Annotated in this window: 21 protein-coding genes and 1 pseudogene; 12 read left to right on the plus strand and 10 right to left on the minus strand. The window is 70.7% G+C overall.

The annotated features are described in order from the left end of the window. Window positions 1-69: 69 nt before the first annotated feature. Entirely contained in the window at window positions 70-801 is a 732-nt protein-coding gene (locus ADL01_RS32495) for a nucleotidyltransferase family protein (protein WP_053745620.1), read from the plus strand. A 93-nt stretch (window positions 802-894) separates the two neighbouring features. On the opposite strand, the gene ADL01_RS32500 is transcribed toward ADL01_RS32495, so the two are convergent. The 6 genes from ADL01_RS32500 to ADL01_RS32525 form a co-directional block, all read right to left on the minus strand. After that, window positions 895-2646, minus strand: coding sequence for a DoxX family protein (locus ADL01_RS32500; RefSeq protein ID WP_234354872.1), 1752 nt, complete (start codon window positions 2644-2646; stop codon window positions 895-897). Between the two features lie 118 nt (window positions 2647-2764). After that, window positions 2765-3706, minus strand: coding sequence for a 23S rRNA (guanosine(2251)-2'-O)-methyltransferase RlmB (rlmB, locus tag ADL01_RS32505; RefSeq protein ID WP_053745622.1), 942 nt, complete (start codon window positions 3704-3706; stop codon window positions 2765-2767). A 109-nt stretch (window positions 3707-3815) separates the two neighbouring features. Beyond that, window positions 3816-5219, minus strand: coding sequence for a cysteine--tRNA ligase (gene cysS / locus ADL01_RS32510; RefSeq protein WP_053745623.1), 1404 nt, complete (start codon window positions 5217-5219; stop codon window positions 3816-3818). Between the two features lie 107 nt (window positions 5220-5326). Continuing rightward, window positions 5327-5833 carry a 2-C-methyl-D-erythritol 2,4-cyclodiphosphate synthase gene (gene ispF / locus ADL01_RS32515; RefSeq protein WP_053745624.1) on the minus strand — a complete coding sequence of 169 codons (507 nt, stop codon included), beginning with the start codon at window positions 5831-5833 and terminating at the stop codon, window positions 5327-5329. Continuing rightward, the gene (ispD, locus tag ADL01_RS32520) at window positions 5823-6575 is read right to left on the minus strand and encodes a 2-C-methyl-D-erythritol 4-phosphate cytidylyltransferase (protein WP_053745625.1); all 753 of its coding nucleotides are present in this window, start codon (window positions 6573-6575) and stop codon (window positions 5823-5825) included. The genes ispF and ispD overlap by 11 nt, the downstream gene beginning before the upstream one ends. Before the next feature lie 402 nt (window positions 6576-6977). Beyond that, window positions 6978-7460, minus strand: a complete 483-nt coding sequence (locus ADL01_RS32525) for a CarD family transcriptional regulator (RefSeq protein ID WP_006380568.1) — start codon at window positions 7458-7460, stop codon at window positions 6978-6980. A 659-nt stretch (window positions 7461-8119) separates the two neighbouring features. Here ADL01_RS32525 and ADL01_RS32530 point away from each other — a divergent pair. After that, window positions 8120-8776 carry a hypothetical protein gene (locus tag ADL01_RS32530; RefSeq protein ID WP_053745626.1) on the plus strand — a complete coding sequence of 219 codons (657 nt, stop codon included), beginning with the start codon at window positions 8120-8122 and terminating at the stop codon, window positions 8774-8776. A gap of 88 nt (window positions 8777-8864) precedes the next feature. Here the strand turns inward: ADL01_RS32530 and ADL01_RS32535 are convergent, their stop codons facing one another. After that, window positions 8865-9545 carry a response regulator transcription factor gene (locus ADL01_RS32535; RefSeq protein ID WP_053745627.1) on the minus strand — a complete coding sequence of 227 codons (681 nt, stop codon included), beginning with the start codon at window positions 9543-9545 and terminating at the stop codon, window positions 8865-8867. Beyond that, window positions 9542-10867 (minus strand): sensor histidine kinase, encoded by a 1326-nt coding sequence (locus tag ADL01_RS32540; RefSeq protein ID WP_053745628.1) that lies wholly within the window; start codon window positions 10865-10867, stop codon window positions 9542-9544. The genes ADL01_RS32535 and ADL01_RS32540 overlap by 4 nt, the downstream gene beginning before the upstream one ends. A gap of 203 nt (window positions 10868-11070) precedes the next feature. Between ADL01_RS32540 and phoU the strand changes: the two genes are divergently transcribed. The 5 genes from phoU to ADL01_RS32565 all read left to right on the plus strand — a co-directional run bounded on the left by phoU (window position 11071) and on the right by ADL01_RS32565 (window position 16219). Continuing rightward, window positions 11071-11760: a phosphate signaling complex protein PhoU gene (phoU, locus tag ADL01_RS32545; RefSeq protein WP_053745629.1), complete on the plus strand. Its 690-nt coding sequence runs from the start codon at window positions 11071-11073 to the stop codon at window positions 11758-11760. Window positions 11761-12411: 651 nt separating this feature from the next. After that, window positions 12412-13548, plus strand: coding sequence for a sugar ABC transporter substrate-binding protein (locus tag ADL01_RS32550; RefSeq protein WP_053745630.1), 1137 nt, complete (start codon window positions 12412-12414; stop codon window positions 13546-13548). An 8-nt stretch (window positions 13549-13556) separates the two neighbouring features. Then, window positions 13557-15659: a HEAT repeat domain-containing protein gene (locus tag ADL01_RS47340; RefSeq protein WP_053745631.1), complete on the plus strand. Its 2103-nt coding sequence runs from the start codon at window positions 13557-13559 to the stop codon at window positions 15657-15659. 13 nt (window positions 15660-15672) lie between these two features. Continuing rightward, entirely contained in the window at window positions 15673-15921 is a 249-nt protein-coding gene (locus ADL01_RS32560) for an SCO4226 family nickel-binding protein (protein ID WP_053745632.1), read from the plus strand. A gap of 73 nt (window positions 15922-15994) precedes the next feature. Further along, on the plus strand, window positions 15995-16219 hold the full coding sequence (locus ADL01_RS32565; protein WP_053745633.1) for a hypothetical protein: 225 nt from the start codon (window positions 15995-15997) through the stop codon (window positions 16217-16219). 29 nt (window positions 16220-16248) lie between these two features. Here ADL01_RS32565 and ADL01_RS32570 read toward each other — a convergent pair whose 3' ends face one another. Beyond that, entirely contained in the window at window positions 16249-16566 is a 318-nt protein-coding gene (locus ADL01_RS32570) for a hypothetical protein (RefSeq protein WP_053745634.1), read from the minus strand. A 531-nt stretch (window positions 16567-17097) separates the two neighbouring features. On the opposite strand from ADL01_RS32570, the gene ADL01_RS32575 reads away from it, so the two are divergent. From ADL01_RS32575 to ADL01_RS47595, 5 genes and pseudogenes are all read left to right on the plus strand, one after another. Then, window positions 17098-18180, plus strand: a complete 1083-nt coding sequence (locus ADL01_RS32575; protein ID WP_053745635.1) for a PEP/pyruvate-binding domain-containing protein — start codon at window positions 17098-17100, stop codon at window positions 18178-18180. Window positions 18181-18245: 65 nt separating this feature from the next. Continuing rightward, window positions 18246-20084: a PEP-utilizing enzyme gene (locus ADL01_RS32580; protein ID WP_053745636.1), complete on the plus strand. Its 1839-nt coding sequence runs from the start codon at window positions 18246-18248 to the stop codon at window positions 20082-20084. A gap of 36 nt (window positions 20085-20120) precedes the next feature. Continuing rightward, window positions 20121-20819, plus strand: a complete 699-nt coding sequence (locus tag ADL01_RS32585) for an HD domain-containing protein (protein ID WP_053745637.1) — start codon at window positions 20121-20123, stop codon at window positions 20817-20819. Between the two features lie 45 nt (window positions 20820-20864). Next, entirely contained in the window at window positions 20865-23294 is a 2430-nt protein-coding gene (locus ADL01_RS32590; RefSeq protein WP_078960883.1) for a SpoIIE family protein phosphatase, read from the plus strand. A 155-nt stretch (window positions 23295-23449) separates the two neighbouring features. Beyond that, window positions 23450-23740: pseudogene (locus tag ADL01_RS47595) on the plus strand (class I SAM-dependent methyltransferase); the annotation flags it as partial. Between the two features lie 306 nt (window positions 23741-24046). On the opposite strand, the gene ADL01_RS32600 reads toward ADL01_RS47595, so the two are convergent. Beyond that, a complete protein-coding gene (locus ADL01_RS32600; RefSeq protein ID WP_053745640.1) occupies window positions 24047-24808 on the minus strand; it encodes a phosphoglyceromutase in 762 nt (253 codons plus the stop codon). Window positions 24809-24834: the final 26 nt, after the last annotated feature.

Genomic DNA, 24834 nt, shown 5'->3' on the forward strand with positions numbered 1-24834 from the left:
ACCCTCACCTCACCCCCAAGCCCTCACCTCACCCCCCAAAACCCGCGGAGCGCCCCGTACAGTTCGAACATGACCGATCCGAACGCCACTTCGCGTCCCACTCAGGCCGTGGTCCTCGCCGGCGGCCAGGGCTCCCGGCTGCGCCCCTACACCGACGACCGGCCGAAGCCGATGGTCGAGATCCCCGGCACGGGGACGCCGATCATCGGCCATCAGCTTGTCTGGCTCGCCGAAGAGGGCGTGACGGACGTCGTCGTCAGCTGTGGACACCTCGCCGAGGTGCTGCAGAAGTGGCTCGCGACCGCCGACCTGCCACTGAACGTGTCGACGGTCGTCGAGACCGAACCTCTCGGCCGTGGCGGCGGCCTGAGGTACGCCGCCGCACATCTTCCCGCCCCTGACCAGCCCTGGTACGCCACCAACGGGGACATCTGGACCCGTTTCTCGCTGCGTGACATGGCCGACTTCCACACCGAGCGGGACGCCGTGGCGACCCTCGCCCTGGCCCGTCCGCGGCTGCCGTGGGGCGCCGTGCAGACGGACGGGTTCGGTCACATCACGGACTTCATAGAGTCCCCTCCGTCGCCCTTCGAGATCAACGCGGGCGTGTACGTCTTCTCCTCCGAGTTCGCCGCCCTCCTCCCGGAGCGGGGCGACCACGAACGTACGACGTTCCCTCATCTGGCCCGCGAACTGCGGCTGGCCGGCTTCCCGATCCCGCACGGTGCCTACTGGCGTGCCATCGACACCGCGAAGGACCTCACCGAGGCCGCGAAGGAGCTTGCGGCGCTGGGCCGTTGAGGCGGCGTACGTCGAAAGCTTTTGTCCGTACGTGAAGGAAACGGGGTCCCGCGCTGTCACAGCGCGGGACCCCGTTCACGTAACTGCCTGCCGCTAGCCCAGGAGGCCGCCGACCAGTCCCGGCTGGCCCGTGGAGGAGCCGCCGGTGCTGCCGTCGCCGGTACCGCTGGTGCTGCCGCCCGTGGAGCCTCCGTCGGTGCCGCCGGGGGTGCCCGTGCTGCCGCCCGAGGAGGACGGTCCGGCGGTGGTGGTGCTGGGTGCCTGCTGGACCGGGGTGGTCTGCTGCGGCGGGGCCTGGCCGGCGCTGCGCTGGGTCTGGCTGGGCCGGCTTCCGGTGACGCTGCCGCTCTCGCGGGCCTCCTCGGGGGTGGTGGCGCCGCCGGTCGCGGGAGAGGCCGAAGTGGCGCTCTGCGTCGGTGACTTGGTGGCCGCCGAGGGACTCTTGGAGGCGCGGTGTTCGCGGGACTGCTCGGGGAGCGGGGAGCCGGGGAGTTCGTTGCGCGGGGCCTCTCCGGGGCCGGGGACGACCACGCGGTCGGCGTCACGGACGGCGCCGCCGAGGAGCGAGCCGATGAGGAGCGTGAGCCCGATGACGACGGCCGTGACGAGGGCGCCGCGGCGCAGGACGTAGGCGCGCAGCTCCCAGATGTCCGTACGGGGTCCGAGCCGGCGCCAGGCGCTGCCGGCGAGGCGGCCGTCGATGGAGTAGACGGGGGCGCCGGCGATGATCAGCGGCGACCAGGCCGCCAGGTAGATGATGTCGGGGGCGTCGTAGACGGGGACGCTCTTCCAGCTGACGGTGAGGAGCAGCGCGGCGGAGAGCAGGGCGCCGCCGACCGCGGCGACCCGCTGCCACAGGCCCAGGACCGTGAGGACTCCCACGATGACCTGGAGGAAGGCGATGACGAGTCCGGAGCCTACGGGGTGCTGGAGGGCGAACTGCCGCAGTGGTTCGGCGACTTCCCAGGGGTGCAGGGTGTTGAGCCACTTCACCATGGAGCCGCGTTTGCCGCCGTCGAAGTAGACGGGGTCGCAGAGCTTGCCCATGCCGGCGTAGATGGAGATGAAGCCGAGGAAGATGCGCAGCGGGAGCAGGACGACGCCGAGGTTCATCCGGCGGCCGGGGTAATAGGCGTGCCGGACGGGGTCGTTGGTGTGGCGTTTGCCGCCGGTGCGCCGTCCGTCGGCGTCCCGCTCGTGGGCTTCGTCGCCCTCGTAGCCGAACTCGTCGTCGCCGTAGCCGTGTTGGCCGTACCTGGAGTCGCCGTACCCGGAGTCGCCATATCCGGCTTCCTCGTATGCGCTGCCGCTGGTGCGCATGTGGGGGAGCAGGCGGCCGGGGTCGGAGCCGTGGGTGCGTTGGCTGCCGACGATCGGGGTCTCGACGGTCTGGTCGAGGGTGCTGCCGGCGTAGTCGAGTTCACCGTCGGCAGGGCCGATGCGGGGGATGACCTGGGTCGCTCCGGCGTCGCCGGCCGGCGGCTGCTCGCCGTGGCGCACGCTGGAGCCCCGTACGGCCTGGAGCAGGCGGTGTGCGCCGGTGTCGTCGGGCGCCGACCTGCCGCTCCAGACGACGGGTGCCCGGCGTCGGACGGCCGTGGCGCCGCCGGCGCCGACGACGGGGACGCGCGTCGTGTCCTGGGAGGCGCCGAGGTGCCGGGCGACGCGGGACGACGGTGCCGCCCGCCGGGTCGAGGCCCCCAACTGCACGCGGAAGCTCGCATGGTTGACGATGACCTGCGCCGGATCGCTCGGCACCTTCACCATGCTCAGCGCGGGAGCGTCGTCGTATCCCGACGAGCGGTCCCCCGTGGGTGTGCGGGGTGTTCTGGTGTCCACACTCATCTAACCGAGTGACGTGACGTTAGGACACTGCCTTTGACTTGGCGGATGTGTCCGGACCGCGTCAAGGTCACGTCACCCGCCGGGAATCCCCCGTACGGGTGACGGCGTGCACGCGTGTTCAGGCGCGGCGGCGGGCCGCTTCGTAGAGCACGATCCCGGCCGCGACACCGGCGTTGAGGGACTCGGTTCCACCGGGCATCGGGATCCGGACGAGGTGGTCGCAGGTCTCCCCGACGAGCCGGGACAGCCCCTTGCCCTCGCTGCCGACGACGATGACGACGGGTCCGCCGAGGGCGGGCAGGTCGCCGAGCTCCGCTTCCCCGTCGGCGGCGAGACCGACGACGACGATGCCGGCCTTCTGGTACGCCTCCAGGGTGCGCGTCAGATTGGTGGCGCGGGCGACGGGCGTACGGGCGGCCGCGCCGGCGGAGGTCTTCCAGGCGCCGGCGGTCATACCGGCGGCGCGCCGCTCGGGCACGACGACCCCGTGGCCGCCGAAGGCGGAGACGGAGCGGACGACGGCGCCGAGGTTGCGCGGGTCGGTGACACCGTCGAGGACGACGATGAGGGGGTCGGCGCCGTTGTCGTAGGCGGCGTTGGCGAGGTCCTCGGGGTGCGCGTACTCGTACGGCGGGACCTGGAGGACGAGGCCCTGATGGTTGAGGCCGTTGGTCATCCGGTCGAGCTCGGGACGGGGCGCTTCCATGAGGTGGATGCCGCCGCGCTCACCGGCGAGCTGGAGCGCCTCGCGTACCCGCTCGTCGTTGTCGATGAACTGCTGGACGTAGAGCATGGACGCGGGCACGCCTTCGCGCAGCGCCTCCACGACCGAGTTGCGTCCGACGACGAGTTCGGACGAGGTCCGTCCGCCGCGCCCCTTGGGCGCGGGCCGCCGCTGGAGCTGCTTGGCCTTGGCCCCGGCAATACGGTTCTTCTTGTGCCCCTTGCGCGCCTCGGCGGGCGGCGTCGGGCCCTTGCCTTCGAGCCCCCGGCGCCGCTGGCCGCCACTGCCGACCTGCGCGCCCTTCTTGCCGGACATGCGGCGGTTGTTAGCGGCCATGACCTACCTGTCTGTGTGAAGGCGTGCGTGTGTACGTCTACGAGTGTGCCGCCCGGAGACCCGAGCGGCACAATCGATCAAGGAGATGCGGGTATTTGTGCGGAAATGGTCAGCGCGGGCCGAGGGTCCAGCGCGGCCCCTGCGGACCGTCCTCGATGACGAGGCCCGACTGGTTGAGCTGATCGCGGATGGCGTCGGCGGTGCCCCAGTCCTTCCGTCCGCGCGCGGCCTCACGCTGGTCGAGGACGAGTCGTACGAGGCTGTCGACGACCCCGTGGAGGTCTTCGCCCCGGTCGGCGCCGTCCCCGGCCCAGTGCGGGTCGAGGGGGTCGAGGCCGAGGACGCCGAGCATGGCGCGCACCTCGGCGAGGCGGGCGACGGCGGCTTCCTTGTCGTCGGCGGCGAGGGCGGAGTTGCCCTGTCTGACGGTGGTGTGGACGATGGCGAGGGCCTGCGGCACGCCCAGGTCGTCGTCCATGGCCTCGGCGAAGGCGGGCGGCACCTCGGCGGAGGGCTCGACGACGCCCCCGGCCTTCTCGATGACGCGCTGGACGAAGCCTTCGATGCGGGCGAACGCCGACTCGGCCTCGCGCAGGGCGTCTTCGCTGTACTCGATCATCGAGCGGTAGTGCGGGGTGCCGAGGTAGTAGCGCAGGACGATGGGCCGCCAGGCCTTGACCATCTCGCTGACGAGGACGGAGTTGCCGAGGGACTTCGACATCTTCTCGCCGCTCATGGTGACCCAGGCGTTGTGCAGCCAGTACCCGGCGAAGTCGTCGCCGAAGGCCTTGGCCTGGGCGATCTCGTTCTCGTGGTGGGGGAAGATCAGGTCGAGGCCGCCGCCGTGGATGTCGAAGGCGGAACCCAGGTACTTGTGCGCCATGGCGGAGCACTCCAGGTGCCAGCCGGGCCGGCCCCGCCCCCAGGGCGTCTCCCAGCTCGGCTCGCCCGGCTTCACGGCCTTCCACATGGCGAAGTCGCGGGGGTCGCGCTTGCCGGTCTCGCCGTCCCCGGAGGGCTGGAGCAGGTTGTCGAGCTCCTGGTTGGACAGCTGGAGGTACCCGGGGAAGGAGCGTACGTCGAAGTAGACGTTGCCGTCGGCCTCGTACGCGTGCCCGCGCTCGATGAGGCCGCGCATCATCTCGACCATCTCGGTCACGTGCCCGGTGGCACGCGGCTCGTAGGTCGGGGGCAGGCAACCGAGCGCGCCGTAGCCGTCGTTGAAGGCCCGCTCGTTCTCGAAACCGATGGACCACCAGGGGCGGCCCTGGTCGGCGGCCTTCCTGATGATCTTGTCGTCGATGTCGGTGACGTTGCGGATGAACGTGACGTCGTAGCCGCGGTACGTGAACCAGCGGCGCAGGATGTCGAAGTTGAGCCCGGACCGGATGTGCCCGATGTGCGGGGCGGCCTGCACGGTGGCACCACAGAGGTAGATCGAGACACAACCCGGTGTGAGCGGGACGAAGTCACGGATCTGCCGGGCGCTGGTGTCGTACAGGCGAATGGTCACGGGTCCAGGGTAGTGGCCCACACCTGGTGCCCTGCGACCCTCGTGCACAAGGGCCACATATTCGTGACATTGCCGTCCAGGAGCGGGGCCTCCCTGCCTCTCGGCACTCAGCCGGTACGGGCGACCAGTGCCGTGGCCACCGCCATCAGCCCTTCCTCCCGCCCCGGAAACCCGAGCCCGTCCGTCGTCGCGCCGGACACCGACACCGGCGCCCCGACCGCCTCCGACAGCACCTTCTGCGCTTCCTCGCGCCGCTTCCCGATCTTCGGCCGCGGTCCCACCACCTGTACGGCGACGTTGCCGATGGTGAATCCCGCCGCCCGCACGATCCGCGCCGCCTCCGTCAGCAGCGTCACCCCGGACGCCCCGGACCACTCCGGGCGACCGGTGCCGAAGTGCTGGCCCAGGTCGCCGAGGCCGGCCGCCGAGAACAGCGCGTTGCACGCGGCGTGGGCGACGACGTCCGCGTCGGAGTGACCGGCGAGACCTGTTCCCTCGCCCTCCCACTTCAGGCCGGCGCACCACAGTTCCCGGCCCTCTTCGAAAGCGTGGATGTCGGTACCGATGCCGACCTGGGGCAGCACCGGCCCCGGTGCGGTGGGCTCAGAAGCCATGGTTCAGCCTCCTGCGGGCGAGTACCGCTTCGGCGAGCACCAGGTCCAGCGGCCTGGTCACCTTGAACGCCTCCTCGTGTCCGGGCACGACCACGACCGGCAGGCCCAGCTGTTCGACCATGCTCGCGTCGTCGGTGACATTCTCGGTCACCGTCTTGTGGGCCCGCAGCAGCGTGTCGACGGCGAAACCCTGCGGTGTCTGGACCGCGCGGAGCCTCGCCCGCTCCGGCGTCGCCAGTACCGGTTCCGGTTCCCCGGGCGTGGTGGCCGGTTCGACCTCCTTGACGGTGTCGGCGAGCGGCAGCGCGGGAACCACGGCCTGGGCGCCGTCCCGTACGGCCTCGATGACGGCGTCGACGGTGTCCACCGGTACGAGGGGGCGGGCGGCGTCGTGCACGAGGACGATGTCGATGCCGGGTGGCAGCGCGTCGAGGCCGAGCTTCACCGACTCCTGGCGGGATTCGCCCCCGGGGACGACGACGAAGTCCGTGCGCTCGGGCAGCGCGTGGGCGTCGAGCAGGGTCCTGACCTCGGCGGCGCCGTCCGGCGGGGCCACGACGACGACGAGGGAGACGGCGCGGGACGCGGCCATCGCGCGTACCGCGTGGACGAGCATGGGCGTGCCGTTCAGCGTGCGAAGCGCTTTGGGGGCACCCGGGCCGAGGCGGACGCCCCGGCCGGCGGCCGGAATCACGGCGGCCGTGCGTGCCCCGGGCGGTGTGGGGCGCGATTCGTCAGACATCGGTTCCTGTCAGGTTTGTGTGCCGAGCCCTCGTGGGTATGGCCTGGAGGAGTGCCGGGCGCGAGCCTCGATCGGACCCTTCCGTGACTTCCGGTCGAGTCGGCTCCGGGCCCGGCGCACCAAGTATCAGTCAGTACTTCAGTGCTACTGGCAGACCGCGGAGACACCGCTACCGCGGAGAATCCACTGCCGGTAGGGAATTCGCTGATGGCGCCAGTGGTGCCCCGGATGCGTGACAGGACATCCGGGCACGAACATGCCGCAGCGCCCGGCGACATTGGATACGTCATCGGGCACCGCGGCATTTCTTTGTACTGCTGAGCACTGTGCTGCGCTGAGCATTGTGCTGCTGAGCTGAGGCTGAGTGAGCGGGCCCTTTTCAGAGCCCGTGTTCAGCCCGATTCAGGACGCGAGTACCTCGTCGAGCAGAGCCTCGGCCTTGTCCTCGTTCGTGTTCTCCGCGAGCGCGAGCTCGCTCACCAGGATCTGGCGAGCCTTGGCGAGCATGCGCTTCTCACCGGCGGACAGTCCGCGCTCACGCTCACGACGCCACAGGTCACGCACGACTTCCGCGACCTTGATGACATCGCCGGAGGCGAGCTTCTCCAGATTTGCCTTGTAACGACGCGACCAGTTCGTGGGCTCCTCGGCATACGGAGCGCGCAGGACCTCGAAGACCCGGTCCAGCCCTTCCTGACCGACCACATCACGTACGCCGACGAACTCCGCATTGTCCGCTGGTACACGTACAGTCAGGTCACCCTGGGCGACCTTCAGCACCAAGTAGGTCTTGTCCACGCCTTTGATCTGGCGAGTTTCGATGGCCTCGATCAGCGCGGCCCCGTGATGGGGATAGACCACGGTGTCGCCAACCTTGAACGTCATGTGACAGGTACCCCTTCCGTGGCTATCCAGGGTAACACGGAAACGGCAGCTTCTGAATGGCGTTTTCGCAGGTCAGGGCATATCTCGGGGCTTGACAACTGCAACAGGAACGTGCTTCGGAAGCGCCCGGGAGACGAACGGGAGGGGGGTATTCGCAGGTCGGAGCGGCTCTCCGAACGGAGCGAAACCCAGGCGCCACGCGCGCGCGGAGGCTCCGACGGGCGACCAAACATCCGCTTATGTCCGCTTCCAAGTGTGCTACTTCCGTTACTCCGTTCGATGAGCGGAGGCGGGTGGGAGGCGAATCCGGAATTGATCAAGGGGGTCGGCGATCGAGTGGATGAGCCATGGATGATCAATTTCCCGATGCCGTCCATTCCTTCACAGCTTCCATCCCTGGTTCCTTCACCCGTTCCTTCGCTCCTTCCTTCACTGGAGATTTTCCGGACGGGGTCTTCTGTTTGTCGGCGGCACTTATGTGAATGCCGGACCGCCGTGCCCCGGAAGGGGTCAGAGCGACGACCGGGGCGCCCCGGTCGCCCGTAGAGGCGGGTCGGGTGCGGCGGCGCGGGAACGGCTCGGTAACCTGAGGCCGCTGACAGTCACTTAGGGCGGCTTTATCGGGAGCTGCCCGTGCGTTCCAAGGAGTTGCCGCCGCCGTGAGCAGCAGCCTTCGACGCGGCGCCCTCGCCGCATCCGCCCTCGCGTTCTCGGTCGCCACGCTCGCCGGGTGCGCGGCCGGAAACGATGCCCAGACGCTGGAGATCAAGCCGGACAACGCGGCCACGACCGTCGGCGACATCAAGCTGCAGAACGTCGTCGTGATCACCCAGCCGGCGCGGGAGTCGACCGGCCCGGCCACCGTGTCGGCGGCCGTGTTCAACACCGGCACCACCGCCCAGACGCTTGAGTCGATCACCATCCCCGGCACCGGCAAGACCGCCGAGCTGAAGCCTGCCAAGGGCAAGGACCTGAGCGTCCCGGCCGGCGGCTCGCTCATCCTCGGCGGCGCGGGCAACGCCTCCGCCGTGGTGCCCAGCAGCAGCGAGGCGGTCAAGGACGGCAACGCGCAGAAGGTCACCTTCACCTTCAGCAAGACCGGTGACGTGAGCCTGCGCGCGTTCGTCGTCCCGGCGGAGAGCTTCTACTCCTCGTGGGGCCCGACCGAGGGTGCGGAGACGCCGGCCACCACCCCCTCGCCGTCCGCGCCCGCCTCCGGCGCGCCTGCCGCGTCCGGTTCGCCGAGCCCGTCCGGTGCGGCCGGTACGCCCGCCGCCGGCGCCACGCCGAGCACCTCGGCGACGGCCGGTCAGTAACCCCGTACTCAGTAATCGCGTACGCCGAAGGGCGGCACCTCTTCAGGAGGTGCCGCCCTTCGGCGTACGCGCGCGTGTGCGGGTCGGTTTACGGCTCGAACTTGTAGCCGAGGCCGCGGACGGTGACCAGGTATCTCGGCGCGCCCGGGTCCGGCTCGATCTTGGCGCGCAGGCGCTTGACGTGGACGTCGAGGGTCTTGGTGTCACCGACGTAGTCGGCGCCCCAGACCCGGTCGATGAGCTGCATACGGGTCAGCACGCGGCCGGCGTTGCGCAGCAGCATCTCCAGCAGGTCGAACTCCTTGAGCGGGAGGTCGACCTTGTCGCCGGCGACGGTGACCACGTGGCGGTCGACGTCCATACGGACCGGGCCGGCCTCCAGCGCGGCCGGGGTGACCTCCTCGGGCTCGCCGCGGCGGCGCAGGACGGCGCGGATGCGGGCGACCAGTTCGCGGGAGGAGAAGGGCTTGGTGACGTAGTCGTCGGCCCCTATCTCCAGGCCGACGACCTTGTCGATCTCGCTGTCCTTGGCGGTGACCATGATCACCGGGACGTTGGACTTGACGCGCAGCTGACGGCAGACCTCGGTGCCGGGCAGGCCCGGCAGCATCAGGTCGAGCAGGACGAGGTCGGCGCCGTTGCGCTCGAACTCGTCGAGGCCGTCGGGGCCGGTGGCCGCGATGGCGACCTCGAAGCCCTCCTTGCGGAGCATGTACGAAAGGGCGTCGGAGAAGGATTCCTCATCCTCGACGACGAGCACTCGGGTCACGGATGGACCTCCGGGGCGTGAAGCGGATCGTAAGGGGATGTACCGGTGGTCCGGTCGGCCACTTCGCCGGGGTCGGACGGTCCGTCCCCGGCTTCGGGGTCGGAGTCTGGGAGTGACTCGGGGTGGGAGTCATGGTCGTACACGTGCGGCCGGTTCGCACGGGCTCGGCGGCCGGTGCCCGCCTCCGGCAGCCGCAGGGTGAACGTGGAGCCCTGGCCCTCGGAGCTCCACACCGTGACCTCCCCGCCGTGCGAGGCGGCCACGTGCTTGACGATCGCGAGCCCCAGGCCCGTACCGCCGGTGGCGCGGGAGCGGGCCGGGTCGACGCGGTAGAAGCGCTCGAAGATGCGCTCCTTGTCCTTGTCGGAGATGCCTATGCCCTGGTCGGTCACGGCGACCTCGATCAGGTCCCCGCCCGGCGAGTTCACCCGGCGGGCCGCTATGCCGACGCGGGTGGCGGCGGGCGAGTAGTTGACGGCGTTCTCGACGAGGTTGCCGAGGGCGGCGGCGAGCTGGCCGCGGTTGCCCCAGACGCGCAGGTCGGCGGTGCCTCCGGCGGCCATGGTGATGTGCTTGGTGCCGGCCTGGTGGCGGCAGCGGTCGACGGCCTCGGCGACGAGTTCGTCGACGCGGACCGGCTCGGCGTCCTCCAGCGGGTCGTCGTTCTGCACCCGGGAGAGGTCGATGAGTTCCTGGACGAGGCTGGTGAGGCGGGTCGCCTCGATCTGCATCCGGCCCGCGAAGCGCTCGACGGCCTCCGGGTCGTCCGAGGCGCCCATGACGGCCTCGGAGAGGAGGGAGAGCGCGCCGGTGGGGGTCTTGAGCTCGTGGCTGACGTTGGCGACGAAGTCGCGGCGTACGGCCTCGATGCGCCGGGCCTCGGTGAGGTCCTCGACGAGGAGGAGCACGAGCCGCGAGCCCAGCGGGGCGACGCGCGCGGAGACCGCGAGGCCCTCGCCGCGGCCGGTGCCGCGTCTGGGGAGGTCCAGCTCGACCTGCCGTATCTCGCCGTCGCGCCGGGTGTCGCGAGCCATCTGGAGCATCGGCTCCACCGAAAGCTTTCCGCCACGGACCAGTCCGAGTGCGTACGCCGCCGAGCTGGCCTTGACGACGGCGTCCGCCTCGTCGAGTACGACGGCCGAGGACCGCAGCACGGACAGCACCGTGTCGACGCCGGGCGGCAGCACGGGGTCGGTGTGCAGGGAGCTACGGGTGGGGCGCTTCTGGTCGCGCTCGCTCCAGCGGAACGCCAGCATGGCGATGACACCGGTGAGCACCCCGGCGATCGCTGCCGCTGCGGCGACTGCCGCGTTCACGTCCATGCGTTCAGGTTAGGCATGGGATACGACCTGGCCACAGCCATCAACGTGCGACCTCCGACACTCGTCGCCCAGAGTTCACCTTGGAGCCAGTATTGATTCATTTGTCGGGGCGGAAAACGACGCGTCCGGGGCCGAACGTGGGAGCGTGGGGGTCACGGGGCCCGCTGTTCGCCCCCGAACGGACGTCAAGAGAGGGACACCTGATGCGTGACGCGTACCACGAGGAACTTGACTCGATCGGCGATAGTCTGGTCGAGATGGCCCGACTTGTCGGGTCGGCGATCGGGCGTGCCACGACGGCGATCCTCGACGCCGATCTGAAGCTGGCCGAGAGCGTCATCGAGGCCGACGCCAAGGTCGACGAGCTCCAGCACGACCTGGAAGGCCGCGCCATAGCGCTGCTGGCCCGCCAGCAGCCGGTGGCGACCGATCTGCGGATCGTCGTCACGTCGCTGCGGATGAGCGCCGACCTCGAGCGCTCCGGCGACCTCGCCCAGCACGTCGCCAAGCTGGCCCGGCTGCGCTTCCCGGACCGCGCGGTCCCGCGCGACCTGCACGCCACGATCCTGGAGATGGGCCAGCTCGCGCAGCGCCTGATGGCGAAGGCGGCCGAGGTCATCATCACCAAGGACGTCGACCTGGCGATGCAGCTGGAGACGGACGACGACGAGATGGACCTCCTGCACCGCACGCTCTTCCGGCACCTGATCGACGAGCGCTGGAAGCACGGCATCGAGACGGCGGTCGACGTCACGCTGCTGGGCCGTTACTACGAGCGCTTCGCGGATCACGCGGTGGCCGTCGCCAAGCGTGTCGTGTTCCTGGTGACCGGAGAGCACGCGGACGAGCTGCAGGCGGACGTTCAGCCCCCCACGGGGGTCGAGGGGGCGTAACTCCCCTGAGGGGCGTGCGGGTTCTGCCGCACGCCCCCGAGGTGTGCGCGAGCCTCTGTGCGCCGTTGATGCGCCCGGCGGGACGGGCATGCAATGGGGAGAAGGCACCAGACAACGAGCAGGCATCCGTCTCCAGGACCAGCTCTCCAGGAGGGCCCGATGGCCGAGACCCCCAGCACGCCCGACCCGACGCGGGAACGCGACACCCAACACCCCGCCGACATCAAGGCCCTTCCCCTGTTCGGCGCCTGCGGTTGTGGCTCCGGCTGCGGGTGCGGCTGCCAGTCGGGCAACCCCTGTCAGTGTGGCTGACGGAGCGTCACCGGAAACGGCGAACAGTTACAGGATTGGCTACGGCAACGACCAAGGACCCTGCCTCCATTGCGGAGGCGGGGTCCTCTTGTGTGAGGTTTGTGCGCGGCGAGGCCCGTTCGTCCCTGTTCAGGAGGGTGCCGGACGCCTTCGATCATTATTGAACGGGCATACACTTCAGAGCAGTTGACGCTCAGACATTGCCCATGCACAACAGTCACGCTGTTGCCATCTCGTTAACCAGCACTTCTTGACGTCACGTGCTGCCGCCGCGTTGGCTTCCCTAACTGTTCTGTATCTGGGTTCGTCATGCTGTTACCCGCCTGGAAGGCACCTGCCGTGAACGCTCGTATCCCCCGTCGGACCGCCGTACGCCGTACCGCCATCGCGGCGACGGCGGCTGCCTCGGCCTTCTCGCTCGCCGCGTGCGGTGTCATGGACGGCGCCGGCGGAAGCAGCGACTCCGCGGCGCCCAAGAAGGGCGACAACATCACGGTGGGGCTCCTCCTGCCCGACAAGAAGACGAAGCGCTTCGAGAAGTTCGACTACCCGCTCTTCAAGAAGCAGGTCCTCACCCTCACCAACGGCAAGGGCAAGGTCCTCTACGCCAACGCCGAGGCGAACGAGAGCAAGCAGACCAAGCAGCTCGAGGAGATGATCGCCGAGAAGGTGGACGTCATCGTGGTGGACGCGATCGACGCCAAGGGCATCGTGCCGGCGATCGAGAAGGCCAAGGACGCCGACATACCGGTCATCGCGTACGACCGGCTCGCGCAGGGCCCGATCGACGCGTACGTCTCCCACGACAACGAGCTCGTCGGCGAGGTACAGGGCCGCTCGATCGTCGAGGCCCTCGGCGGCAAGGCCGCCAGCAGCAAGATCGTCATGATCAACGGCTCGCTCACGGACCCGAACACCGCGCGGTTCGAGACCGGCGCGATGGACGAGCTCAAGGGCAAGGTCCAGATCGCCGCTTCGTACAACACCAAGGACTGGCTGCCCGAGGTCGCCAAGGCCAACATGGAGACGGCGATCAAGACCGTCGGGCTGAGCAACATCGCCGCCGTCTACTCGGCGAACGACGGCATGGCCGGCGCGGCCATCGACGCGCTGAAGGAGGCGGGCGCCTCCAAGATCCCGCCGGTCACCGGGCAGGACGCGGACCTCGCGGCGGTGCAGCGGATCGTCTCCGGCGAGCAGTACATGAGCGTCTACAAGTCGTTCATCCTGGAGGCCAACGACGCCGCGTCCATCGCGGTGGCCAAGGTCCAGGCCCGCTCGATCGAGTTCGACGCGCTGACCCGCGACAGCGTCGACAGCCCCACGACGAAGAAGATCCCGTCGCAGCTGGTACCGGTGGTGGCCCTCACGAAGGACAACATCAAGGACACCGTGATCCAGGACGGCGTGTACACGGTCCAGGACATCTGCACGGCGGAGTACGCGGCGGCCTGTGCGGAGATCGGTCTCAAGTAGACGGCGGCATGACGACCGGCGAGTCGCTCCTCCGGCGCCAGGGCACGGAACTGTCGGACGAGGACTGCTCCACTCTCCACGACCACTGCGGCGCGGGCCGGCAGCACCTGACCGCCGCGGCGACCGCCGCGCTCCCCGACCTGCTGCGGCTCGCCGCAGCTCCCGGCGGGACGCGGGTGTACCTCGTGGACCTGATCGGCACGCTGGCCCAGCAGGCACGGACCGTGCCGCCGGAGGCGGTGGACCCCGGCTGGCCGACGGCCTGGGAGCACCACCGCGCGGAGGCGGAGGCACTGCTTGCCGACCCCGACAGAGCCGTACGGTACGCGGCGCTGGGCCTGACTCCGACGCCCGCGAAGCTCCTCGAACGCTGGCGGGCGGAGGAGGACGCGACCGTACGGCACCGGCTGCTCCCGACCCTCACGGCCGCCGCGGCCGAAACGGCGTGGGAGCCGGAGGCCGTCGCGCTACTGAACAGCCTCCTGCTCGACGACGACCCGGTGCTGCGCCTGGCGGCCGTGCAGGCCTGGGCGGCGATCGACCCGGCGGCCCCCGCCCGGCACGTGGACCTGATGGCGGACGTCCTGGCGGACCCGGCCCACCGTCCGGCGATCGCGGTACGGGGCACCGAACCCGGCGAGGACACGGCGTACGCCTTCGAGGCCTCCGTCGATCACTCGCTCCATCTGCTCCTGGAGCAGACGGACGACCCGGCGACGGCCACGCGCTTCGTCCTCCGCCTGGCCGACCGGAGTGGGGGTGCGGAGGATTCCGTACCGCGCCGGTGCGTCCTGGACCAGGCGTGGCGGCTGCTGGTGGAGCGCCGGTCCGCGGCGCCCTCTCTCGTACCCCTGGCCGCCGCCCGGCTCGCCGACCGGGACCCGACGGTACGGGTGCGGGCGGCCCATCTGCTCGCGGTGCTCGGTACCCGGTCGGCGCCGTACGCCGACGAGCTCGCCGCCCTCCTCGACGACACCGGCGAGGACGAGCTGCTGGAGGGCACGATCGGGGAGCACGCCCGCTGGGCGCTGGCCCGGATCGGCGACGTACGGGCGCTGCCGGGGCTGGTGGAGAGCCTGTACGAGCCGTACCGCGACCAGTACGCCCGCGGCTACGTCCTGGGCGACCCGCGCCGCCCGGAGATCTCCGATGTCCTGATCCCGCTGCGGGCACACGCGCCGGCGCTGCTGCCGTCGTTGCGGGCGGCGCTGCGGCACGACATGCGCAACGGTGACGTGGGCGCGTCCCTCGCCGGAGAGTTTCGTGGGGTGCTGGAGGCCTGGGGCCCGGCGGCGCTGCCTGCCCTGCCGGACGTACTGCCGTTGCTGGCCGGCACTTGCCTCTCTCTGGCCGCGGCCGACGTGCTGGCGGCCATGGGTGAGGGAGCGGTGACGGCCGTACCGGCGCTGCGCGACTGCGCGGTCCTCGACTGGGAGGGCAACCGCTGGAAGGTCGCGTGGGCGGTGTGGCGCATCGGCGGCGACCCGGAAGGGGGCGGCGAGCGGACACTGCGGCTGCTCGGCGAGGCGCTGCTGAACGCCGAGGAGCCTCACTACGGCGGCCTGCTTGGCTACGTGGCGGACTTCGGCCCCGCCGCCTGCGCGTACGCGCCCCGGATCCGCGACCTCATGGACAACACCGAGCACTGGTGGCTCCGGCTGGCGTCGGCGACGGCCCTGTGGTCGGTCACCGGCGACCCGGCACCGACGCTGCCGGTACTGGGCCGCCCCATCGCGGCGGTCGCCGAAGGCGATGACAGCTACGGGGCGCTCCGCATCGCGCTGGACGCGCTGAGCCGCATCGGCAGGATCACGACGGAGATCGAGGCGGACCTGCGCACGATCCGGGCGAGGGAACGGCGGCTGTCTCCGTACGGGGACTATCGCGCCGTACTGGACGACGAGGCGCTGCGGGGGACGATCGAGGGGCTGCTGGCGGGGGCGGGGGCGCGGCAGGGAGCTGCGGTCGGGGTCGCCGGGCCGACCGTACGGGCAGAAGATGAAGGAGAAGTACAGGAAAGCGGCACGAAGCAGGAAGAGCCACCCGGTCACCGAGATCAATCAGCTCAACCATCTCAACCGGATCAACCATCTCAACCAGATCAGGGATAGGAGGTGCGACGCCATGCCCCAGTTCATGGACGTCCACCACGGCATGGAGGGCATCACCGCCGACCAGCTGCGCGAGGCCCACCAGGCCGACCTCGACATCGAGAAGGACGAGGGAGTCCACTTCGAGAAGGCCTGGGCGGACCCCGAGTCCGGCACGGTCTACTGCCTCTCGGAAGCCCCCTCGGCGGAAGCGGTCCAACGCATCCACGAGCGCTCCGGGCACCTTGCGAACGAGATCCATCCGGTGCCGCTGACGGTGTGAGCACCGGGTGACTCCGCGGGCGGACCGCCCACCGGACCGACGGCTCACGGTCCGCCCCGGAAGGGAAACTCCCATGAAGCCAACGCTGCCTTCAAAGACCGGCACCCCGCCGGAACCCCCGGCCGAGGCCCCCCGCGAGACCGACCTCGCCCCCCTGCTCACGGCCTGGGACCGGGCCCACCCCACGGTCGCCGACCCCGACTGGCGCCACGTCCTGGACGAAATCGCCCACCCCCGGACGACGGAGGCGTTTCGGCACCTGGCCGGGGCTGGGGAAGGGTGCGAGCCTGGGGCTTGAACGCCGTGGCGTACGGCCGACGAGCCGCACTAGCCGCGCGGCAACTCCACCCGCCGCCCGACGCCGATCTCCTCCGCCTCATCGTCCGTGACCACCGCGAACACACCACGTGGGATGCCCGCAAGTCCCGCCACGCGAGACGCGACGGCCAGGAGATCGTCTTCGGGGGCACCGGTGACGAAGAAGACGTACGTCTCGCCGTACTCCTCCCCGTCGTCCCACACCTCCGCGTCCCCCTGCTGAGCGAGGAAGTCCTCGACCTGATCGATCCAGGGGAAGGGATACGAACCTTCCGGAGTGCCCGGGACTTCCCGAAGGGGCACGTGGATCTCGACGACGATGTCCATGTGGCTCATTCTCACTGGTCAGGCCGCGGCTCCACGTACTCATCCGGTCCCAGAGCATCGCGCGTGCCGAAAGGCCGAAGGACGCCCAGAGAGGGCCCAGCGTCGCCAAAAAGCCCCCTCCCCCGCGAGGAACTCGCAGGTCGGGGGCTCGATGGGGTTCGCTTACTTCTTCTTGCCCCGGGTCTTGCCGCGCCGGCACAGGGGAGGGCGGGCGAGGGTACCGAGCGGGTCGGGTGACCACCATCCCGGCCCGTCGTCGCGGTAGCGCTACTCGCAGAGCGGGCCCGCCTCGCGGTCGACGCAGCGCGCTGCCGCCTCGGTGCAGGGCATAGGCGTGGGCCCCCGACGACCGCGGCCGTGCGCCCGTCGGCCACCGCCAGGTCCGCGGCCCGTCGGCCACCGCCGGGACACCGCCCGCGCCGCTGACCTGGCATGACGCCTGCCGGGTCGCCGTCCGCCGTCGTCACACAGGGCACCGTAAGCTTGGTGGAGGGAATGCCGTGCAGCCGTGCCAGTGCGGGGAGCCCTTCCATGACCGACCAGTTCACCGTCTCCTTCGATTCCGGTGCCGAACCGTCCACCGCCCGGGTCGGGGGTAAATGCGTCGGTCTGCTGACGATGACCGGCCGCGGGATACGGGTGCCGCCCGGGTTCGCGGTGACCACCGATGCCTTCGCCGCCGCGCTCGACGGCGGCGGCCTTCGCGCGGAGATCCGTTCCGTCCTCGCCGGGCTCGACCGCTCCGACCCGGCCGACACCGAGAGGCGGGCCGCCGAGGTCCGCGGACTTGTCACCGACCGGCCCGTGCCGCCCCCGGTCGCGAGGGCCGTCGCCGCGGCCTACCGGGTCCTCGGGGCGGCCGGGGACGTCCAGGTGGCCGTACGGTCGAGCGCCGAGACGGAGGACCTGCCGACCATCAGCTTCGCCGGGCAGTACGACACGTACCTGGGGGTCCTCGGGGCCGACGCCGTTGTCGACGCCGTACGCCGCTGCTGGGCGAGCCTGTGGACGGCGCGGGCGATCACCTACCGCGCCGCGGGGGGTGTGCCCGAGCGGGGGCTGAGAATGGCGGTCGGCGTGCAGAGAATGGTCGACGCCCGCACGGCTGGTGTGGCCCTGACCGTGAACCCGGCCGACGGCGACCCGTCGAAGATCGTCATCGACGCCGCCTGGGGACTCGGCGAACCGCTGGTGTCCGGCGAGGTGACCCCCGACAACTACGTCGTGGACAAGGTGCTGCTCCTTCCCGTGAAGACGACTCTGTCGCCGCAGCACCACGAGCTGGTCGTCGCTCCGAACGGGCACGGTCTCCTCCGGCGTGCGGTCGAGGATGGCCGCCGCAGGAGGGCATGCCTGGGGCCCGCCGAGGTCACCGCCGTCGCCGAGCTGGCCAAGAGAGTCGAGCGGCACTACGGCTGTCCGCAGGACATCGAGTGGGTCATCGCCCGTGACGCGCCCCAGCTCCCGGACGGCGGCCCCCGCGTACTGCTGCTCCAGACACGGCCCGAGACGTTCTGGAGTCGCCGACCACGGGCGAAAGCCGCGGTGGTGCCCGGGGCGGGCGTCTCCAGCATCGCCGACACCATGCTCGGACTCGGGACCCTCCCGAGCTGAGCGGTCCGAGCCCCAGCCCCGGTCACCGGTCACCAGTCACCACGGACCCGACGAAGGGACCTCGTATGGCGACCCAGGAGCGCCGCACCTCGTCCGGACAGCGCACGAGCTTCCCCAGCCCCTACGAGCAGCCCGCGCCCGAAGGAGCCGAGGACTGGCGGAGCCTGTACCCGTACAACGTGCTCTTCCAGCCCGAGCGGCGGGCCGTCGAGGAGGCGAAGTTCTGGTTCTGCGACAGCCAGCACTGGCCCTCGGTGCTCAAACCGTTCGAGACGATCGGCCCCGAACTGGCGACGAAGTGCCTGGGTCAGTTCAACACCCGGTACTTCCTCGTGCCGCCCGCCAACGGCGTGGAATGCCGCATCCACCAGGGCTACGTCTACCAGAACCCGGTCACGGTGGAGCCGGACGAGGCGGCGGCGAGGGTGCCGGAGTTCCTCCGGCGCGCCGGGTACTACTTCGAGCACTGGGACGCGCTGCTGGACAACTGGAAACGCAAGGTCCTCGCCACGATCGTGGAGCTGGAGGCGCTCCGGTTCACCGAACTGCCCGACGTCCAGCCGTACGAGGAGGTCGAGCGCGGCGTCGGGCTGGACGCGGCCGACGCCCTGCTCGGCGGATACGACAGGCTGCTGGCGCTGTGCCACCGGGCCTGGCAGTACCACTTCGAGTTCCTCAACATCGGCTACGCGGCCTACCTGGACCTCTTCCGGGCGTGCGGACAGTGGTTCCCCGGTATCCCCGACCAGGCCGTCACGATCATGGTCCAGGGCGTGGACCTGGAACTGTTCCGTCCGGACGACGAGTTGAAGCGACTGGCGAAGCTCGCCGTCGAACTGGGCCTGGACCACGTGCTGACCGTCCCCGGCCCCGGACAGCACACCCTCGCCACCGTCGCGTCGGCGCCGAGGGGCCGGGACTGGCTGGACGCCTGGGAGACGGCCCGCGACCCGTGGTTCAACTTCACCTCCGGCAACGGCTTCTACGCCGACGACCGGTACTGGCGGGACGAACCCGCGCTGCCCCTGGGCTACATCCGCGACTACGTCCTGCGGCTGCGCCGGGGCGAGTACATCGACCGGCGCGTGAGTGAACTGGTCGCCGAACGGGACCGGGTCACCGGCGAGTACGCCGCCCTGCTCGATGCCGCGCAGCGCACGGACTTCGAGGCCAAGCTACGGCTCGCCCGGCAGGTGTATCCGTATCTGGAGAACCACAACTTCTACATCGAGCACTGGTCCATGGGCGTCTTCTGGCGCAAGACCCGCCAGCTGTCAGCGCTCCTGCACCGGGCGGGCTTCTGGCCCCGCGAGAACGACATGCTGTACCTCACCCGCGACGAGGCCCGCGGCGCCCTGTTCGACTTCGCGTCCGGCTGGGCGCGGGGCAGCGCGCCCATCGGCCCCGACCACTGGCCGCCCGAGGTGGAACGGCGGCGGCGGATCGTACGCGCCCTCGCGTCCCAGCGCCCGGAACCGGCGCTGAACCGGCCGCCGACGGCCGTCACGGAACCGTTCAGCATCATGCTGTGGGGCATCACCAGCGAACGCGTCCGGTCCTGGCTGGCCGACGTCGACACCATGGGCGACCTGGTCGGCATGGCCGCCTCACCCGGACGCGCGGAAGGCCCGGCCCGCATCGTCCGCGGCCCCGCGGAGCTGGACCTCGTACAGGAGGGGGAGATCCTCGTCGCGCCGGTCACCGCGCCCAGCTGGGCCCCGGTGTTCGGCCGGGTACGGGCCACGGTGACCGACATAGGCGGGGTGATGTCGCACGCCGCCATCGTCTGCCGCGAGTACGCCCTGCCCGCTGTGACGGGGACCGGATCGGCGTCCACCCGTATCAGGACGGGGCAGCGGATCCGCGTGGACGGCACGGCCGGCACCGTCACCCTCCTCGACTGAGCGTGCTCACGCCGACTCGCGCCGAAAGGAGACGGCATGCCCCCCACACCGCTTCCCGCCATTGCGCTCGCCCCGTCGCTGATTCCCCCGGCGGACGAGGTGCCCGCCCTGGTCCGCCTGACCGGGGCCGAACAGGAGATCTGGGACAGGGCCCTGCCGTATCTCGACGTACGGGACAACGACGCGCACTCGCTCCACGCCCACGGCCTCGCCCGCGCGCTGCTGACCGCGATGCCGCAGGCCCGCGCCGGCATCGTGCTCCCGGCGGTCCTGCTGCACGACACCGGCTGGAAGTGCGTCGACCCGGCGCGCATCCTGCCCGCCCTCGCCCCCGGCTCCCACGACCCCGAGACCGTCCGCAGACACGAGACCGAGGGCGCCGTCATCGCCCACCGCATCCTCAGCGACCTCGGGTACCCGCAGGACGTCACCGCGCGGATCATGGAGATCGTCGACGGCCACGACACCCGGCGGCATGCCCTCAACGCCGACGACGCGGTGGTCAAGGACGCCGACAAACTGTGGCGGCTCACCCCGCACGGGCTGCGAACCGTCGGCTCCTGGTTCACTCTCGACGCCGAGCAGACGCTGCGCCTGGTCCTGTCCGTCACCTACGACCGGCTCCTCACCGAGCCGGGCCGCGTGATCGGCCGGGCGCTGGCCGCCTGCGCGGGGCTCGACAACAGCCCGCGGCGGTCGGGGCCCCGAGGCCAGGCCTCCGTCGGCGAGCAGTGACCGGACGGGTTGCTTATGGGCATCACGGGCACCACTCTGGACGTTATGGACACGTCGGGCGTCCTCGGACTGGTCGTGACCGACCGGCGCGGTCTGATCACCGGGTGGAGCCCGGGGGCGGAACGCCTGCTGGGTCACACGGCCGGGGAGGCCGTGGGGCAGCCGGCCGCGGAGCTGCTCGGGCTGGAGGGCTCCGAGGGCTCCGAGGGCTCCGAGGGCTCCGAGGAACGCCACAGGGCGCTCCCGGTGCGGCACAAGGACGGCAGCCTGCTGACGCTGCCGGTCTCCAGCTACCCACTGGCCGACGGCGTGGCCGAGAGCGAGACGGGGCCCGGTTCGATCCTGGTGGTCGGCCCGCAGCCGACCGGGTTCGCGCTGAGGGAACGAGAGGCGTTGACCACGTGGATCCTCGAAGCCTCGCCGATGGCCCTCACCGTCTACGACACCGACCTGCGCTGCGTGTGGCAGAGCGACCGGATGCGCCGCCTCAGCGGACTCTCCGACGAGGAACGGCGCGGGCGGCGCGTCACCGACGTCCTGGTCGGCCCGGACGCGGCGGAGTGGGAGGAGCGGATACGGCGGGCCCTGCTGACGGGCGAGGAGCAGGTCGCCGAGATCAAGGGCCGCGTTTCGGCGGTGTCCCCGTCCCGGGTCTTCGGCGTCTCCGCGACGCCGCTGCGGGACGCGCGGGGCCAGGCACTCGGCGTCTGCACCACCGTGACGGACGTGACCCGGGCCAGCCGCGACCGCGAGCGGCTGGCCCTGCTGAACGACGCGAGCGTCCGCGTCGGCAGCACCCTGGATGTCACCCGGACCGGCCAGGAGCTGACCGAGGTGGTGGTGCCCCGGTTCGCCGACTTCGCCCGCGTCGACCTGCTGGAGGTCCTGCTCAGGGGCGACGAGCCCGCCCCCGGGCCCATCGCCGGGGCCGTCCGGCTGCGCCGGATCGCGGAGCTGAACCTGTTCGAGGGTGTCCTGGAGGCGCAGACCACCGCCGGCGACTTCGACGTCTATCTCGCCAACTCGCCCGCGGCGCTGTGCCTGGCCAGCGGACGCTCGACGATGTACCGGACGGAGGACCCGGTGATCCAGGCGTGGATAGCCGAGAGCCCGGCCCGCCGGGCGAATGTGGCCCGCCTCGGCGGGCACTCGTGGCTTCTGGTGCCGGTCAGGGCCCGGGGGACGACGCTGGGTGTGGTGATGTTCTGCCGCACCCTCGAGACCCCCGAGCCTTTCGACCCCGACGACCTCGCCCTGGCCGAGGATCTGGTGGCCCGGGCGGCGGTGTGTCTGGACAACGCGCGACGGTTCACCCGGGAGCGCACGGCGGCACTCGCGCTGCAGCGAAGCCTGCTTCCGCAGCGGCTGCCGCACCAGTCGGCGGTGCAGGTGGCCTCGTGCTATCTGCCCGCGTCACCGAGCATCGGGGTGGGGGGCGACTGGTACGACGTGATCCGGCTGTCGGGTGAGCGGGTGGCCCTGGTGGTCGGGGACGTGGTGGGACACGGGATCCACGCGGCGGCGGCGATGGGGCGGCTGCGGACAGCCGTCCGTACGCTCGCGGACATCGATCCGACCCCGGACGAATTGCTGACCCGACTGGACGACCTGGTGATCCAGCTGTCCGCGGAGTCGGGGGATGACCGGGACGACGATCCTGCGGCGGACATCGGTGCGACGTGTCTGTACGCGGTGTACGACCCGGTGTCACGGCGGTGTTCGCTGGCCCGGGCCGGTCATCCGGCACCCGTTCTGGTGGCACCGGACGGTGCGGCCGGGTTCCTGGATGTCCCGGCCGGGCCGCCGCTCGGCCTGGGTGGTGTGCCGTTCGAGTCGGTGGAGATGACACTGCCGCCGGGGAGTCTCCTGGCGCTGTACACCGACGGCCTGGTCGAGTCCCGGCAGCGCGACCTGGACGCGGGCCTGAAGGTGCTGCTGACGGCACTGACCGTGCCCGCCGACTCGCTGGGGGACCTGTGCGACCACGTGGTGAGGACGGCGCTGCCGGACGGACCCGCCGATGACGCGGCGTTGTTGCTGGTACGGACTCGGGCGCTGGACCGGCAGCGGGTCGCGGCCTGGGATGTGATGGCAGACGCGGCGGCTGTGTCGCGGGTGCGTTCGGAGAGCGTGCGCAGGATGGTGTCCTGGGGTCTGGAGGAGGCCGCGTTCGTGACCGAACTGGTGGTCAGCGAGCTGGTGACCAACGCCATCCGGTACGGCGAGCCCCCGATCCAGCTGCGGCTGATCCACGACGACGTGCTGACCTGCGAGGTCTCGGACGCGAGCAGTACCGCGCCGCACATGCGGCGGGCGCGGGTGTTCGACGAGGGGGGCCGAGGTCTGTTGCTCGTCGCACAGCTGACGCAGCGATGGGGGACCCGGCAGACGTCGACGGGCAAGACGATCTGGTGCGAGCAGTCCCTGCCGACCGAGATGGGTTCGGTCGGCCCGGAGTCGGTCGAGGCGGCCTGACCCGGGCCGCAGCCGGCCCGGCGGACCGGAGCCACGGGCTACGATTTCCGACCGCGACGATCGATGCGACCGGCAGTGGCACCGTCGACGGCGCGGTTGAACCCGCAGAACCCGCAGTCGAAGACGGGAGGTCCGCAGCGGCGCGGACTGGGCAGATGGTCTTGGCGGCGCTGCCGGTCGGCGGAGGCATCGCGGCGCTGAGTGCGTCGCACGAGGCGGTGGCCGCGCACCATGGCAACAACTACCTGCCGCTGTGCGAGCGGTACCAAAAGTCGCACCGGGCGGTGCTGTTCGCGCTGGTGGACGCGATCAGGCTGGAGGCGACTTCCGCGGAGCGGTCGGTGCTGGACGCGCGCGGTGGGGTCCGCGCCCAGCAGGTCGTGCTGCTCGGAGGCGGGATGGACAGCAGGGCCTTCCGGACGGACTGGCCTGTGGGGACCCGGCTGGATCTGGCCACCGGCGAGGTGGGGCCGAGGCTCTGGCCCTCCTGACCGGTGGGCACCGGTAAGCGGTGCCCACCGATCGGTGCGGCGGAGGGCCAGGCGGAGGCGCCGGGCTTGCGCGCCGTGTCGTCTGCCTGACACTAAAGGTGACGCGCACCTCATACCGAGCAGCCGGGACCGTGCCCGGAAGGCTCTGGGCGAGGCACTCAGGCCCCACGACCCGAGGGGCTGAGGTTCCAGAGAGGTCCAGCGCATGAAAATGCCTCCCACCCGCGCCGTTTGCGCAGGTGGGAGGCGTGATCACAAAAATTACTTCTTCTTGCCCTGGTTCTTGACCGCCTCGATCGCCGCCGCAGCCGCGTCCGGGTCGAGGTAGGTGCCGCCTGGCTTCAGCGGCTTGAAGTCGGCGTCCAGTTCGTAGGACAGGGGGATGCCCGTCGGGATGTTCAGGCCGGAGATCGCCTCGTCGGAGATGCCGTCCAGGTGCTTGACCAGGCCTCGGAGGCTGTTGCCGTGGGCCGCTACCAGGACCGTGCGGCCGGCGAGGAGGTCGGGGACGATGCCGTCGTACCAGTACGGAAGCATGCGGACGACGACGTCCTTCAGGCACTCCGTGCGGGGGCGCAGCTCCGGGGGGATCGTCGCGTAACGGGGGTCCGCCGACTGGGAGAACTCCGTGCCGTCCTCGAGGGGCGGGGGCGGGGTGTCGTACGAGCGGCGCCAGAGCATGAACTGCTCCTCGCCGAACTCGGCCAGCGTCTGGGCCTTGTCCTTGCCCTGGAGGGCGCCGTAGTGGCGCTCGTTCAGGCGCCAGCTGCGGTGGACGGGGATCCAGTGGCGGTCCGCGGACTCCAGCGCGAGCTGGGCCGTGCGGATCGCGCGCTTCTGGAGGGACGTGTGGACCACGTCGGGGAGCAGGCCGGCGTCCTTGAGCAGCTCACCGCCGCGGACCGCCTCCTTCTCGCCCTTCTCGTTGAGGTTGACGTCCACCCAGCCGGTGAACAGGTTCTTCGCGTTCCATTCGCTCTCGCCGTGGCGGAGGAGGATCAGCTTGTACGGTGCGTCGGCCATGCCCCGAGCGTAATAGAACGTCCGGA

This window comes from Streptomyces sp. NRRL WC-3618, assembly GCF_001280005.1.
Lineage (GTDB): Bacteria > Actinomycetota > Actinomycetes > Streptomycetales > Streptomycetaceae > Streptomyces.